Here is a 13,966-nt window from a genome sequence, read left to right as displayed (position 1 = left end):
GTGAGCTTTCCGAATCCCGGCAAGGTCATTTCCGACCCTGCTTGAAGTGGCGTGCATTATAGCGGCCTCTCCGTGCTTGGCAAGCTCTTTTTGAAGAAATTTTCTTAAGAAAATCAATTACTTGGAGCTACCTTCCCGCTGCTGCCTGAGCAGCGAGGAGGCGAACTATACGGACTTCAGGGGGGCTCGGCAAGAACTTTTTGTAGAAAAGTTTCAATAAGTATTTTGACTAAAAAACAGTCATCTAGCCTGCCGTCGGGAAGGGGTAGTTTAACTATATAGAGAAGCCACTAAACTCCATTCCCGTAGGAAGCACTACATATCTCCGCCCTAATGGCTATTACTTGAAGTTATCCCTTCCCTCTCTGAGACATTTACATCCCCAGCTCTATCTTTTGCCGCCGACACCCTCTCTTCTTTCTTATTGCGCACCTTGCCAGTGATCGCCCAGGTCAGGAGTGCAATCCAGGCCAACCAAGAAAGTGTTGCTGGAACATTCGCAGCAAAAATCTTGGCAAAGTGCTTCCGGTTAAGAAAATAAGCGATGATGCTCGGCAGGAAACAAATCACTAAAAAGAAAACAACAAACAAAAAACCTTTTACGGGGCTTATTCCATTGAGGACCTCAAGGAAATTTTCTGCCAACTGATTAAAGTCTGTAAACATGAGCTGATAATCCCTATTTACTATTTTTAGTTCACTCGCTATCTACAGTCCCAGCCACCTATATTTCCTTACAATTAATTTAAATATTTTTCCTGGAAGTTCTCTAATGCCATTTTCTCTTTCCCTGTGCGTCTATATACGTAGATACTGTGAAGAACCAGAAAAATCATGCAGCTCGTTAAAATAATAAGTACCTCCTGGGGATTACGAATTAATGGTTCTGTCGATCCAGCGTTAGGTCTCGCAAACTTCCATAGAAAGATAAGGAGTATTTGGAACCACCAAAAAAACCAGTTGAAATACACCTCTCCGCGCTTACGTTTTAACCTGAGAAGCCCCAATTCGACATAAGCTTTTGCTGACTCCTCCAGTGGAGCCCACAAGCCACGACGATTGGCCGTAGCGAATCCCATAATCAAAGTGAGCATTGACAATGCAAAGACCAACACTAAAAAATTGTCGGGTTGATTCCTGCTAAGTATCACTTTAACTGCGTAAAAAATGCCTACACCTAAGGTCACAAACCACTCAAAAGCTACTACTAAACGCATGCGCCGCTCCTGACGGCGCACCCACTTGAGAATTGCAGCTGGTATTTCTGCGTTAACCGGTTGCTGTTTCCATATACTTTCCAGTTCCATCCATTGGTTATCTGAATCTGCTCTATTCACTTCTCACCTCCTGACAGGCGGACATTAAGACGCTCTTTCGCTCTGTTAAGCCGTACCGCTATATTAGATTCACTAATACCCAGCACCTCAGAGATTTCCGCATAGCTCAGCCCTTCCAGACGAAGGGTTAACGTCTGCCGAAGCCCCAGGGGCAATTGCTGTATGGCACGGACCAGGCGCTCAGACTTTTGCTCCGCGACTAAACGCTCAGCGGGGCCTGGCTGATGATCCTCGAGTTCCAGCAATTCCTCTTCACCGCTATGTTGTGGTTTTCGTCTGGCTATCTCGGTTACACAGCGATTATGAGTAATCCGATAAACAAAGGTTTTAAGGCTGGCATCGCCTCGGAATGAGGGCAGGGCTCGCCAAAGCCCCAGCCAGATTTCCTGTAGCAGGTCATCATGCTCGGCACTGGAGCGCACATAGCTACGCACCACCCGGGAAATGCCTTCAGCATATTCCGCTATTACTTGTTGAAATAATTGATCCCGTAAGTCCACCGGCTACTCCATCTTCTATGCAAAGTACTGTACCGACAGCACTGAATACCTTACATAAATTCACCTTGCGAGAGGCCAAGCAGAAATATCTCTTATTCTCTGTGGTTTTCAATACAAAGGCGTAGCCTTACCATAATTACGCTACACTGCCGCAAAATCGCCACCTATAGATAGGTTTCCATGGCTAAGATCACCAAAGATGACAATAAACTCGATAACCAGCTCTGCTTCAGTCTTTATTCCGCATCGCTTGCTATGAGTAAAATGTACAAGCACTTACTTAGCGAGTTAGGAATCACTTACCCGCAATATCTCATGATGCTTGTACTCTGGGAGGAAGATGGTATCACCGCAACTGAGTTGAGCCTTCGCCTTATGCAGGATAAAGGCGCTCTCACTCCAGTAATCAAGCGTCTAGAGAACCTCAAACTAATCCATCGAAGCCGTGATCCAAAGGATGAGCGTAGAATTATCATTAGTCTTTCCAATGCAGGTAAATCTATGCAGAGGGAAGCTGCATCAATACCACAGCGAGTGCTTCAAGCTTGTGGCTTAAACCACCAGTCAGCAATTGATCTTAAGGCTCGGATTGAAACATTGCGCCTAAATCTGAACTCTTTTGGGAACATATAGACTCTCCGCATACCCTATGCTAGGACTTAATTTTACATATTTATTATTACAATCGTCTTCATAGTCAAATTAAATTATCGCAATAACAATTATCGCAATAACATAATTTATTCGATAAAACCGCATTAGGCTGGGTTACTAACCGGCACCGCTCCACATAAATACGATCATAGTATCCTCTTCAATTCAGTAGGTAGATCCATGAAAAACATACAAATTCCCGGGCTGGCGAATTCGTTCTTTTTTACATTGGATTCAGTCTCACTTTCTTTAAGTAAAATTCACAAGCCATTGCTTGAAGAGTTAGGTATTACCTACGCGCAGTATTTAATAATGCTTTTAGTCCAAGAAAAGGATGGCATTACTGCAACCGAGATGAGCTTACATTTGGGACAAAGTAGGCCCGCGTTGAGCCCAATGATTAAAAAGCTAGAAAGCCAAAATTTAATCTGTCGATATCGCGATCCACAGGATAAGCGCCGGGTATGTATCAAACTCACCGATAGGAGCAATTCGGTCTTGAGAGAAGCCGAGTTAATACCAGGGGAGGCTCTTCGTGCTTGCGGCTTGGATTCTCAGGCAGTATACGAGTTAAAATCTCAAATAGATGCGATCTGTCAATCTTTATGTTCTCCGAGGAAAACCTGTATAATTCCTAGCCGCGAGTAAGCATCAATGGAGGCAGCTACCGGAGCCAGTTAAGTCTAAGTATCACTTAGAGTCGGCTTATCTCTACTTGATTATCGATACAGAAGAACCTTTCTCATTCCCAGGTAATTTAGGCGCACTCACAGCCCAACCCATAAATCTGCGCCTGGCAAAAAATCTACATTAGTACTATGTAGCATCAATTAGCCACCCCAAAAACTCGCTACTTTCACCGTACTCTTAGCAAAAATTTTAGCTACTCTACCTATTAACACTATAAAGATTTTCTATTATTACAAATTTAGTTGCTGCGATAACTTTATTTCAGACTAAGGATGACAACTCAAAACTTTCAGTACCCACTAACGAGGACACCCTCATGCAAGCACTCTATACAGCGGTGGCAACAGCCAATGGTGGCCGTGAAGGCGAAGCCAAATCTTCAGATGGGAAGTTAAGCGTAAAACTTAATATGCCGAAGGAGCTAGGAGGCCCAGGCGGTAATGGCACCAACCCGGAGCAACTTTTTGCAGCAGGCTATTCCGCATGCTTTATCGGTGCTCTCAAGTTTGTGGCAGGTAAGAAAAAGGTAAACATCTCAGAAGAAACAACTGTGCGCGCCGAGGTCGGGATTGGGCCCCAGGGTAATGGATTTGGCCTGGATATTGATCTCTTTATCAAGATCCCAGGTTTGGATCAGGAAACTGCTGAGAAAATTGCCGATACAGCTCACGAAGAAGTCTGTCCATATTCTAATGCAACCCGTGGTAATGTCGATGTACGCCTGCACGTTTCAACTTGAAACCGCCAATAGGTCCAATAATGGTAAAAGAAGCTTCGGTTCCGACTCACCTCCACTAGGAGAACACTTAAGGCACTACAGGAATGAACGAAGTAGAGGAATGAGCGAAGTAGCCCCCTAGTGGGGCTACTTTGAAAAAGTCTACGTCAATATTCTAGCCACAGCTTCAATTTCAATTAAAGTATCTGGTGTAGCCAAAGACGCTACCCCTATGCCGGTTATCGCTGGACGGGAGATACTTAAAAATTCTGCGATAATTGGAACAACCTTAGCCATATGGTCACCGAGCTCACCTCTGACATAAATACGCAGGTGCAGTAAGCTCTCTACGGCGGATCCACCTTCGTCTAAGACAGTAAGTAGGTTTTTTACCGCATTTTTCGTCTGACCTTCAATGTCATTATTTAGAATTTCATAATTTGCATTCCAATCCACTTGGCCAGATACAAATATCAGGCCGCTAGTGGTATCAACTTTGGCCTGGGAGAGCCCGAAAGGACTGCCATCGTAAAGTGTGGATGGATTAATATTTATAATGCTCACAAAATCCCCTGAATCAGATAAATAATTACAGAGGCATAGTAGGTACTAGCGCTTTCCGAATCTATCCAAAGAACCTTGTTACTGATACAAGTCTCAGTCTATTGATTCAGAAAAACGTCTTTTGATGCGATCAAGTATCCAGGTTATCAGCGGATCATTCTTCGCGCCTGGATGGAATGCCGCCACTACTTCATATCCTGGCGGATATTTCTCAAGTATCACCTCATACAGACCAGCGCATGGAAGAAGACGGGAAGGAATAAATCCAATCATATTACTCTTCTTTAAACATTCCATTGCGATAAAAAATGAGGGAGCAGATACAACCACACTTCTACGAAGACCCTGCAATTCAAACCAGGCATCTGCCGAACCTTTCAGGCTTGCGACTCCAGGGCATGTGACCAAAAAATCGAAAGAAGCAGCAAGGTTGGCTATCGACATAGGAGTATCCTGTGCAACTCCCTGATATGCTGTTACGCAAAGATACTTTTCTGTAAATAGGGGCTCAGAGATCAGTCCTTCAGGCACATAGCCCTCGGAGGTAAAAGCCAAGTCTATTTCCCCGTGATGCATCTTTTTTGTCAGCTGTGCACTTTCAATATTGGAAACCAACACCTTTAACTGAGGCATATAGTTTCTTAGATCGCCAATTAAATCTGCAAGAATGATTGTTTGCGTATAGTCTGTAGCTGAAATAACTAAGGTTCTATCTATCTTAGCCAAGTCAATAGAGTCTGGTAGCGGTATCTCGTTAAGGAGCATCAAAATATTCTGCAGCCTGGGTTCTATCAGCCTCGCGTAATTAGTTGGCACCATTCCATGCCCGCTTCTCACAAACAGGTGATCCCCCAAAATCTCTCTGATTTTTTTGAGCTGCAAACTAACAGCTTGCTGGGAGACGTTTAGGTATTCTGCCGCTAAGGATATATTCCCAAACTTAAATAGAGCATCAAGCGTACGGAGATGATGAATTTCCAATTTTTTTATCACACTCTCCTCACGAAGATTCTTGGAAAATTACTTCGGGAACTAAAAATAATGACCAATTCATGTATAAACAGATACCGCAAGCCCACAACCAGTAAAAATTCCTAGTGCACACTTGCGAAACTACGTATCTGTTTCCCGAAATAGTAACGGCCTTAGATAATAGTTAAAAATCCATTCGGCCCGCTGCACCATTAACTATCTGAAAGCCGAGGCGCGCGACTGTACGTGCGGCGTGATCCTCGATATCGAAATAGGGGTTAAATTCGGCAATATCCGCAAGACAGACTTTTTGGGAGTCCAACACGGTATCTAGCAATACTTCAAGTAATTCCAATGGTACGCCACGCCCGGAAGGTGAACTGACTGCAGGCATCACCGCTGCTGGTAACACATCCAAGCACACAGTGAGATAGACAAAGTCGACCCTATTTATAAATTCACGAATCTGAGCTTGAACGTTGTCAAGGTTCCAGCTGCTGATCTCACGATCACGAATAACTTCAGCGCCCAGTTTATCTGCGCGCTTATAAAGTGCGGGCGTATTCGCGTTATCGGCGACACCGACACACAGGTAGTTAAATGGACGGCCATTGATCTCGCACTGCTCGGCAATCTGGTAAAAAGGCGTCCCTGAAGATCCCTTGGGCGCGGGTATACGCAAATCCAAGTGCGCATCAAAATTAATAATTCCCAGAGTTTTTTCCCGGTGCTGCTCCCGCATCCAGCGCGCAATTCCCTGGTAGCTACCAAACGCTATTTCGTGACCGCCGCCCAAAACCAGGGGAAAGTGGCCGTTGTCCAGCAACTCATTAACCCGCGCTCCCAACATGGATTGCGCAGACTCCAGGTCTTCCCGTTGCACTCGCACATTACCGGCATCATACAATGGAAGACTGAAAGAGGCCGGCAGGTTGGCCATGGCCATGCGCAGGACGCGCGGGCCTTTAGCGGCACCGATACGCCCCTTATTTCTGCGTACGCCTTCATCTGAAGCAAAGCCGAGAATGGCAATACCCGGAGGGTTATCCAGTTGCAGCGGGGAAACTCGCTGGTGCCAGCGCTCACCGGCACGGCCATCTTCAGTATCAGTACGGCCGCTCCACAGGCGCATATCAGCCAGCTGTAACATCTTTACCTCCAAGTAAAATCTGTGCGGGTTTCAGCGCACCAATCTCATAGGCCAGCTGATCCGGAGTATCCATTGGCCACAATACCATATCTGCCCGCAGCCCTGGTCGCAGCACACCGCGGGAGCAACAAAGCCCCAGTGCTCGCGCCGCTGATCTAGTCACACCAGCCAACGCTTCAGCAGGAGTAAGGCCAAACAGGTTGCAACCCATATTCATCATCAGGCGTAGAGAAGCGATAGGGCAGCTGCCGGGATTCAGGTCAGTAGACAAAGCTATACAGACCCCAGCTTCCTGCAGCTTTTTCACAGGTGGGGCCTGGGTTTCACGCAGTGTATAAAAAGCGCCAGGCAGCAAAACGGCCACAGTACCGCTCTCGGCCATTGCCAACACATCAGCATCACTAATGTATTCGATATGATCCACAGAAAGCGCACCAGCCTTAGCAGCCATAGCGGTAGCGCCGGTACGAGCGAGCTGCTCAGCATGCACTTTTACCGGTAAGTCGAGCTTCTTTGCGGCATCAATAACCCGCTGACACTGGTCCACCGTAAACCCAATAGTCTCGCAAAACATATCCACAGCATCGGCCAGCTGCTCACGCGCCACAGCCGGCAAGATCTGCTCACAAATCAAATCGATATATTCATCGGCGCGGCCATCGTACTCCGGTGGCAGGGCATGTGCCGCCAAACAGCTAGTCACTATTTCCACTGGGTTGTGCTGGGCCAGGCGGCGAGCGGTGCGCAGCTGTTTTAACTCCGTATCCAGATCAAGCCCGTAACCAGATTTGATTTCTAGCGTGGTAACACCCTCCGACATCAGCGCGTGCAGGCGCGGCTCGGACAAGCGATATAGTTGCTCGGCACTGGCTGCGCGGGTGGCACGCACGGTAGAAATAATACCGCCACCGGCGCGGGCCACTTCCTCGTAACTCTCCCCACCCAGACGGCGAGCAAATTCTCCGGCGCGATGGCCGCCATAAACCAAGTGGGTGTGGCAATCGATCAATCCCGGCGTCAGCCACTGGCCCTCACCATCGATAATTTGATCCGGGGTACAGTCTGGCAGCTCCCGGCGCGGCCCCAACCAGACAATCTTACCGCCGGTAACCGCTACAGCGGCATCCTCTACAGCGCCATATCCCCCCACTATCGAAGGGTCCATGGTGGCGGCATTTACATTTGTAATCAGCAGGTCACAACGTTCTGTCATAAGCTTCTAGCGGCGCGCTTTTCCTTCTTAAACCATAGATGCCCGACTTAGCTGCCGGGCAAAAACCGGAGACTTGAGGATACAGACCAAGGACCCGGCTTGACAGTCATCATTCTGGCCACCATAGTAGCCAGAATCTATCTTGTATATACAACCATATACAAGCCCATGTAGCACTGTACCTGAGTCTATGAATACTGCAAGCGAACCACGCTACGCGGCGATTAAGCGCCACATCCGTCAACAGATTGAGAGCGGCACCTGGCCCGTCCACTTCCAGGTGCCCTCGGAAAACCAACTCGCACAAGAATTCGGCGTCAGCCGTATGACGGCCAGACGCGCCCTGAGTGAATTGACCGACGAGCGGGTACTGATGCGTTCCCAGGGTCTTGGTACTTTTGTTGCCGAGCCGGTGCCGGCCGGCTCCCTTTTGGAAGTGCGCAATATTGCCGATGAAATTTCTGCACGGGGGCACAGCTACAGCAACCGAATCTTGCTGGCGCAGCAATGTATGGCCAATGCCGAAGTGGCCCGCGCCCTGGAGGTGCCCGAACAGGCCAAGGTTTTCCACTCAATCATTGTGCACTGTGATAACGGCCTGCCGATTCAATGGGAGGAGCGTTTCACCAATCCAGCTCTAGCCCCAGAATACTTGCAACAGGATTTCGCCCACACTACACCCAACGCCTATCTTTCCAGAGTCGCACCATTAACCGAGGCGGATACCACTGTCGAGGCAATTGCCGCAGAGGCATCCATTGCTTACGCACTGGAAATAGCCACCGGTGATGCCTGCCTGCAGGTGTGGAGGCGCACCAAGAGCAGCGCGGGTACCGTGAGCTTTGCGCGCCTGGTCCACCCAGGCAACCGCTATCGCCTAGGGGCTCAATTGAGATTCTAGTTACTGATTTATCCCACACGCGTCATCCGGCAAAAGAGCCAAAAACAGGGGCGCTTGAATTTTTACCAGATATTTTTACGAGGAAGCCATGTCCACCGATAAACGCCACGATCCTAGCCGTAAAGTCCGAGCTCCCCACGGTACAAAACTCAATGCTAAAAGCTGGCTTACTGAAGCACCGCTGCGCATGCTGATAAATAACCTGGACGCCGAGGTCGCAGAGCGCCCCGAAGACCTAGTGGTTTACGGTGGTATCGGCCGCGCCGCGCGGGACTGGGAGTGCTACGACAAAATTGTCGAAGTGCTAAAACGCCTGGAAGACGACGAAACCCTGCTAGTGCAATCCGGCAAACCCGTCGGTGTATTTAAAACCCACGCCGATGCACCGCGTGTATTAATTGCCAACTCCAATCTAGTGCCCCACTGGGCTAACTGGGAACACTTCAACGAGCTGGATAAAAAAGGCTTGGCCATGTACGGCCAGATGACTGCCGGCTCCTGGATTTATATCGGCTCCCAGGGCATCGTCCAGGGCACCTATGAAACCTTTGCCGCGGTGGCACGCAAACACTTTAATGGCGAAGCGAAAGGCAAGTGGATTCTCACCGGCGGCCTCGGCGGTATGGGGGGCGCGCAGCCGCTGGCGGCAACTATGGCCGGTTACTGCATGATCGCAGTAGAGTGCGATGAAACCCGTATCGATTTCCGCCTACGTACTGGTTATGTTGATAAAAAAGCGACCAGCCTCGATGAAGCGCTGCAAATGATTGAAGAGGCTATAGAAAAAGGCGAAGCCATTTCCGTGGGCTTGTTGGGCAACGCAGCCGATATTTTCCCGGAAGTTGTTCAGCGCAATATTCTGCCGGACTCAGTTACCGACCAGACTTCCGCGCACGACCCTTTAAATGGTTACCTGCCTAAAGGCTGGACCATGGAATACGCCGCAGAAATGCGCAAAAAAGATGAGGCCGCAGTGGTAAAAGCGGCCAAGCAATCCATGGCAATCCAGGTGAAAGCCATGTTGGAGCTGCAAAAGCGCGGCGCCGCCACCCTCGACTACGGTAATAATATTCGCCAGATGGCTCTCGAAGAGGGTGTGGAAAATGCCTTCGACTTCCCCGGATTTGTACCCGCCTATATTCGCCCACTGTTCTGTGAAGGTGTAGGTCCTTTCCGCTGGGCGGCCCTGTCCGGAAATCCAGAAGATATCTACAAGACCGATGCCAAGGTTAAGGAACTGATCCCCGACAATCCGCAGCTGCACAACTGGCTGGATATGGCTCGCGAGCGCATTCATTTCCAGGGGCTGCCCGCACGTATCTGTTGGGTTGGTCTGAAAGATCGCGCGCGCTTGGCTCTGGCATTTAACGAAATGGTCGCCAATGGCGAATTGGAAGCACCTGTAGTTATCGGCCGCGATCACCTAGACAGCGGCTCAGTGGCCAGCCCTAACCGCGAGACAGAAGCCATGATGGATGGCTCCGATGCTGTATCCGACTGGCCGTTGCTAAACGCCCTATTGAATACCGCCTCCGGTGCCACCTGGGTATCCCTGCACCACGGTGGTGGTGTGGGTATGGGCTTCTCCCAACATTCAGGTGTGGTGATAGTGTGTGACGGCAGCGAAGCTGCGCGCAAGCGCATCGAACGCGTTCTCTGGAATGATCCCGCCACCGGTGTTATGCGCCACGCTGATGCCGGCTATGAAATCGCAAAAAAATGTGCAAAAGAGCAGGGCTTGGACCTGCCGATGCTGAAAGACTGATTTTTTTACCGTAATAAAAATACCGCCGGTGGAATTCTCTCGCGGCTCGATTTTTTTAATCAGGCTGCGCCGCTGGCGCCAATGCAGTAAATATTTTTTGGTGAATTAATTTATGTATCAATTGGAAATCGACCCCGGCCAGTTAAGTCTTGCTCAACTGCGCCGCGTAGCCCGCGAACCGGTACAACTATCACTGGCAAAAAGTGCCTATCCAGCTATCGAAACTTCTGCCCAAACCGTTGCCCAGGTAATTACTGAAGGCCGCACGGTTTACGGTATCAATACCGGCTTTGGTTTATTGGCCAATACCCGTATCGAAAAGCACGATCTGGAAAACCTGCAACGCGCTATCGTACTGAGCCACGCCGCTGGTACCGGCAACTTTATGAGTGAATCCACCGTGCGTTTGTTAATGGTGTTGAAAATCAACTCCCTTGCGCGCGGTTTTTCCGGTGTGCGTCCCCAGGTTATCGAAGCGCTGATGCAACTGGTTAATGCCGGCGTTTACCCCGCAATTCCCGAGAAAGGTTCTGTGGGCGCTTCCGGCGACCTTGCACCGCTGGCCCATATGAGTGTGGTGCTACTGGGAGAAGGCGAAGTATTTATTAAGGGTGAACGTAAAAGTGCCCATGAGGGGCTTAAGACCGCAGGCCTGGAGCCTATCACCCTGGCACCCAAAGAAGGTCTTGCACTGCTGAATGGTACCCAGGCCTCCACCGCCTTTGCCCTACTCGGCCTGTTTGCCAGCGAGGACTTATTTGCTGGCGCCCTGGTTACCGGCGCCATAACACTGGAAGCCGCCAAGGGTTCACGCCGCCCCTTCGACGATCGTATCCACAATGCGCGCGGCCAACAAGCACAGAGGGATGTAGCAGCCGTTTACCGCGATCTGCTCGGCGAAACCAGCCAGATTGGTGACTCACACCAGTTTTGCGAGAAAGTACAGGACCCCTATTCCCTGCGCTGCCAGCCCCAGGTAATGGGCGCCTGCCTACAGCAAATGCGCTTTGCCGCTGAAGTATTGCTGGCCGAAGCCAATGGCGTTTCCGATAACCCGCTGGTATTTACCGACGAAGAAAACCCGGATAACTCCGACATCATTTCCGGTGGTAACTTCCACGCAGAACCGGTAGCTATGGTCGCCGATAACCTCGCATTGGCACTGGCAGAAATCGGCTCTCTATCAGAACGTCGCATGGCACTACTGATCGACACCAACCTGTCCGGTCTGCCGCCATTCCTGGTGGAAAATGGTGGGGTGAATTCCGGTTTTATGATCGCCCAAGTCACTTCCGCCGCCTTGGCCAGCGAAAACAAATCCCTGGCGCACCCAGCCAGTGTGGATTCCCTGCCCACCTCCGCCAACCAGGAAGATCATGTTTCCATGGCCACATTTGCCGGCCGCCGCCTGCGGGATATGGCGGACAACACCTGCGGAATCCTGGCAGTGGAATTACTCGCTGCCTGCCAAGGGTTGGATTTCCGCGCTCCGTTGAAATCCACAGAAAAACTGGAAGCCGCCAAGAAGAAACTGCGCGAACGCGTACCTTTCTACGATAAGGATCGCTATTTCGCCCCAGATATTGAAGAGGCTAAGCAATTGCTAAGCAGTGGTATCTACACGCAATTTATAAAGCCCTGCCTGCTGCCTAGTGGTAACTAAAAAACTGTCGCGACAAAGAGGCCCAGCAGTTAATTGACATTTCATTCATAGGATGTGGAGACAACCTCTCCAAATCCTGTGAATTTTTATTGGTCTGGCTGTAACCCCCACCTTACTGTTCCCAATTCTGGAAACTTGGCATAGCTCCCTCGAGGCTCTGTTATTTTTGCGAAGAGCCTGGCCCTCCTGCATTTTTTCTACTACTAGAACATTTATTTTTCTTTGTGATGAATTTTGCGACAAAAGTGCTAGGCTGATTATTAGACGTTTTACCCGCCAAAAGGCGTGGAGGTCTTGATGAAATCGCTGTCCAGAAGGCTGCTGTATAGCTCTGGCTGTGTACTCGCTATCGCAGCAGGGCTCTCGCTCTCAGCCTGTAACGGATCTGGCTACCCCTGCGGTACCAATGATTGCTCAGCCAGTTATTACGGATATAGCCCTTATTACAGTAAGACCTATTACAACCTGCGCGGCCGCTATGCCCATTGTCACCCCGATGGCACCTGCCATAACGTGCAGCACTGCAACTTCTACTGGGACGGCAACTTCTACCGCCTAAGGCCACCGGCAGTGGTTAACAGGGGCTACCAGGTGGTTGACCCACCAAACCCGCCTTTCCGCGCAAGACCCTACTGAACCCGAAATTTTGTGTTCGCCTGCTTGGCGTACTTAAGGGGCTTGGCCCCTGCCGGGCCTCTCCGGGGGGAATTCCACTTACCGGAGATTGCATTATGAATAGAGCTGTTAAGGCGGTGATAATCACCGCCACGGTATGCACGGCCCTCACCTTGGGGGCCTGCGTAACCGATGGTTACTATGGCGGGACGGGGATAGCCTACACAGGTACCTCTGTCTATCCCTACGCCACCCCCAACTACTACCCTTCAAGTAATATTTACGTCTCCTATCGAACACCGGTCTATCAGTATTACCGGGCAACACCGCGTTACCGCTATTACTATGGCGGTGCCTATTCCTACTACCGTGCTCCAGGATTCCGCGGCTACCCGCGCTACCGGGCAAGGTACTACTATCGCGGGCTGCCCTACTACAATCGCTTTTACTATCCCCGTTCATCGCACTTACGCGTTCGCGCCTATCATCGCGGATATCGCAGTCACCGTGGATACCGCAGTCATCGCGGTTATCGGAGCCATCGCGGGTATAGAGGACATCGCGGTTATCATCGCGTACGTGGAGGGCATCGCCGGGGAAGACGCTAGCCTCCAGCTGTTATAAAAAATTTCACCCCCACCCGACCCGAACCGGTCCCGGTGGGGGGCTTAAATGGCAAAGAAAAATAGCGAACCGGATAAATTATTTCCAGCGACCCGCGCCCGGCAAGCTGGTGATTAGACAATAAATAAAACTGTGAATTAACTATTTCAGTGCCTAAATGCCCCTGTCGCTACAATTCACAAATTGGCGCGCTAATCCTCACTTTGACAGCTATTCCCTCTACCCTGAAAGAAGACACATCACAAGCTTGCGCAACTCATATCAAGTCACGAGGTAACAGCGGTGCAGAAATTACTGCTAATTCTGCTTGCCGTGGCCCTGGCAACAGGAGTTGCCGGTTGTTCGACAACCGCGCCTAAAGGAAGCCCCAAGTCATTAACGCTGGATGGCAAAAAATTCCACTGTGTGGAGCAGGAGCTAGAAACCAAGACCCTGGTGCGCTGTACCCGCTCCGGATGACGGTTAAGTGTAAAAATCCGTATTCTTAGAATGCGGAATTACCCTCGGCCCCCTAAAAGGGGGCTATTGAGCCAGTCTTCTTAGAAGACTGACCGAGAGTTATCCCGCTTTACACTATCAGCGCAAATCCAACCGGGATTG

The 13,966-nt window shown here is 50.0% G+C and carries 16 protein-coding genes; 9 read left to right on the top strand and 7 right to left on the bottom strand.

Going from position 1 to position 13,966, the window contains the following annotated elements:
- Positions 1-330: 330 nt before the first annotated feature.
- From ACCI49_RS21310 to ACCI49_RS21300, 3 genes are all read right to left on the bottom strand, one after another.
- The gene (locus ACCI49_RS21310) at positions 331-666 is read right to left on the bottom strand and encodes a superinfection immunity protein (protein ID WP_371841247.1); all 336 of its coding nucleotides are present in this window, start codon (positions 664-666) and stop codon (positions 331-333) included.
- A gap of 74 nt (positions 667-740) precedes the next feature.
- A complete protein-coding gene (locus ACCI49_RS21305) occupies positions 741-1,337 on the bottom strand; it encodes a hypothetical protein (RefSeq protein ID WP_371841246.1) in 597 nt (198 codons plus the stop codon).
- Entirely contained in the window at positions 1,334-1,837 is a 504-nt protein-coding gene (locus tag ACCI49_RS21300; RefSeq protein WP_371841245.1) for an RNA polymerase sigma factor, read from the bottom strand. The genes ACCI49_RS21305 and ACCI49_RS21300 overlap by 4 nt, the downstream gene beginning before the upstream one ends.
- Positions 1,838-2,017: 180 nt before the next feature.
- Here ACCI49_RS21300 and ACCI49_RS21295 point away from each other — a divergent pair, with 180 nt between their 5' ends.
- The 3 genes from ACCI49_RS21295 to ACCI49_RS21285 all read left to right on the top strand — a co-directional run bounded on the left by ACCI49_RS21295 (position 2,018) and on the right by ACCI49_RS21285 (position 3,920).
- A complete protein-coding gene (locus tag ACCI49_RS21295) occupies positions 2,018-2,470 on the top strand; it encodes a MarR family winged helix-turn-helix transcriptional regulator (RefSeq protein WP_371841244.1) in 453 nt (150 codons plus the stop codon).
- 201 nt (positions 2,471-2,671) lie between these two features.
- Positions 2,672-3,139 (top strand): MarR family winged helix-turn-helix transcriptional regulator, encoded by a 468-nt coding sequence (locus tag ACCI49_RS21290; RefSeq protein ID WP_371841243.1) that lies wholly within the window; start codon positions 2,672-2,674, stop codon positions 3,137-3,139.
- Positions 3,140-3,497: 358 nt separating this feature from the next.
- Entirely contained in the window at positions 3,498-3,920 is a 423-nt protein-coding gene (locus ACCI49_RS21285; RefSeq protein ID WP_371841242.1) for an organic hydroperoxide resistance protein, read from the top strand.
- Between the two features lie 141 nt (positions 3,921-4,061).
- On the opposite strand, the gene ACCI49_RS21280 is transcribed toward ACCI49_RS21285, so the two are convergent.
- The 4 genes from ACCI49_RS21280 to hutI all read right to left on the bottom strand — a co-directional run bounded on the left by ACCI49_RS21280 (position 4,062) and on the right by hutI (position 7,798).
- A complete protein-coding gene (locus ACCI49_RS21280) occupies positions 4,062-4,463 on the bottom strand; it encodes a RidA family protein (RefSeq protein WP_371841241.1) in 402 nt (133 codons plus the stop codon).
- 93 nt (positions 4,464-4,556) lie between these two features.
- Positions 4,557-5,456 (bottom strand): LysR family transcriptional regulator, encoded by a 900-nt coding sequence (locus tag ACCI49_RS21275; RefSeq protein ID WP_371841240.1) that lies wholly within the window; start codon positions 5,454-5,456, stop codon positions 4,557-4,559.
- Between the two features lie 163 nt (positions 5,457-5,619).
- Positions 5,620-6,585, bottom strand: a complete 966-nt coding sequence (gene hutG / locus ACCI49_RS21270) for a formimidoylglutamase (protein WP_371841239.1) — start codon at positions 6,583-6,585, stop codon at positions 5,620-5,622.
- Complete coding sequence (hutI, locus tag ACCI49_RS21265) at positions 6,569-7,798, bottom strand: imidazolonepropionase (protein WP_371841238.1); 1,230 nt, start codon at positions 7,796-7,798, stop codon at positions 6,569-6,571. The genes hutG and hutI overlap by 17 nt, the downstream gene beginning before the upstream one ends.
- Before the next feature lie 190 nt (positions 7,799-7,988).
- On the opposite strand from hutI, the gene hutC reads away from it, so the two are divergent.
- The 6 genes from hutC (at position 7,989) to ACCI49_RS21235 (ending at position 13,825) form a co-directional block, all read left to right on the top strand.
- On the top strand, positions 7,989-8,699 hold the full coding sequence (gene hutC / locus ACCI49_RS21260; RefSeq protein WP_371841237.1) for a histidine utilization transcriptional repressor HutC: 711 nt from the start codon (positions 7,989-7,991) through the stop codon (positions 8,697-8,699).
- Between the two features lie 88 nt (positions 8,700-8,787).
- On the top strand, positions 8,788-10,464 hold the full coding sequence (gene hutU, locus ACCI49_RS21255; RefSeq protein ID WP_371841236.1) for a urocanate hydratase: 1,677 nt from the start codon (positions 8,788-8,790) through the stop codon (positions 10,462-10,464).
- Positions 10,465-10,576: 112 nt separating this feature from the next.
- Positions 10,577-12,127 (top strand): histidine ammonia-lyase, encoded by a 1,551-nt coding sequence (gene hutH / locus ACCI49_RS21250; RefSeq protein ID WP_371841235.1) that lies wholly within the window; start codon positions 10,577-10,579, stop codon positions 12,125-12,127.
- Positions 12,128-12,424: 297 nt separating this feature from the next.
- On the top strand, positions 12,425-12,763 hold the full coding sequence (locus tag ACCI49_RS21245; protein ID WP_371841234.1) for a hypothetical protein: 339 nt from the start codon (positions 12,425-12,427) through the stop codon (positions 12,761-12,763).
- Positions 12,764-12,858: 95 nt separating this feature from the next.
- Complete coding sequence (locus ACCI49_RS21240; protein WP_371841233.1) at positions 12,859-13,350, top strand: hypothetical protein; 492 nt, start codon at positions 12,859-12,861, stop codon at positions 13,348-13,350.
- 298 nt (positions 13,351-13,648) lie between these two features.
- Positions 13,649-13,825, top strand: a complete 177-nt coding sequence (locus tag ACCI49_RS21235; RefSeq protein ID WP_371841232.1) for a hypothetical protein — start codon at positions 13,649-13,651, stop codon at positions 13,823-13,825.
- Positions 13,826-13,966 lie beyond the last annotated feature (141 nt).

The organism is Microbulbifer epialgicus, assembly GCF_041447265.1.
GTDB lineage: Bacteria > Pseudomonadota > Gammaproteobacteria > Pseudomonadales > Cellvibrionaceae > Microbulbifer > Microbulbifer epialgicus.
Note: the sequence above shows the minus strand (reverse complement) of the source record. Positions and strands in the feature narration are given on the sequence as shown.

Excerpts from the sequence above, each read along its gene's own strand:
- hutC (WP_371841237.1), top strand. The coding sequence starts at position 7,989 with ATGAATACTGCAAGCGAACCACGCTACGCGGCGATTAAGCGCCACATC.
- hutG (WP_371841239.1), bottom strand. The coding sequence starts at position 6,585 with ATGTTACAGCTGGCTGATATGCGCCTGTGGAGCGGCCGTACTGATACT.
- hutI (WP_371841238.1), bottom strand. The coding sequence starts at position 7,798 with ATGACAGAACGTTGTGACCTGCTGATTACAAATGTAAATGCCGCCACC.
- ACCI49_RS21310 (WP_371841247.1), bottom strand. The coding sequence starts at position 666 with ATGTTTACAGACTTTAATCAGTTGGCAGAAAATTTCCTTGAGGTCCTC.
- ACCI49_RS21295 (WP_371841244.1), top strand. The coding sequence starts at position 2,018 with ATGGCTAAGATCACCAAAGATGACAATAAACTCGATAACCAGCTCTGC.
- ACCI49_RS21245 (WP_371841234.1), top strand. The coding sequence starts at position 12,425 with ATGAAATCGCTGTCCAGAAGGCTGCTGTATAGCTCTGGCTGTGTACTC.
- ACCI49_RS21240 (WP_371841233.1), top strand. The coding sequence starts at position 12,859 with ATGAATAGAGCTGTTAAGGCGGTGATAATCACCGCCACGGTATGCACG.
- ACCI49_RS21290 (WP_371841243.1), top strand. The coding sequence starts at position 2,672 with ATGAAAAACATACAAATTCCCGGGCTGGCGAATTCGTTCTTTTTTACA.
- hutU (WP_371841236.1), top strand. The coding sequence starts at position 8,788 with ATGTCCACCGATAAACGCCACGATCCTAGCCGTAAAGTCCGAGCTCCC.
- ACCI49_RS21285 (WP_371841242.1), top strand. The coding sequence starts at position 3,498 with ATGCAAGCACTCTATACAGCGGTGGCAACAGCCAATGGTGGCCGTGAA.
- hutH (WP_371841235.1), top strand. The coding sequence starts at position 10,577 with ATGTATCAATTGGAAATCGACCCCGGCCAGTTAAGTCTTGCTCAACTG.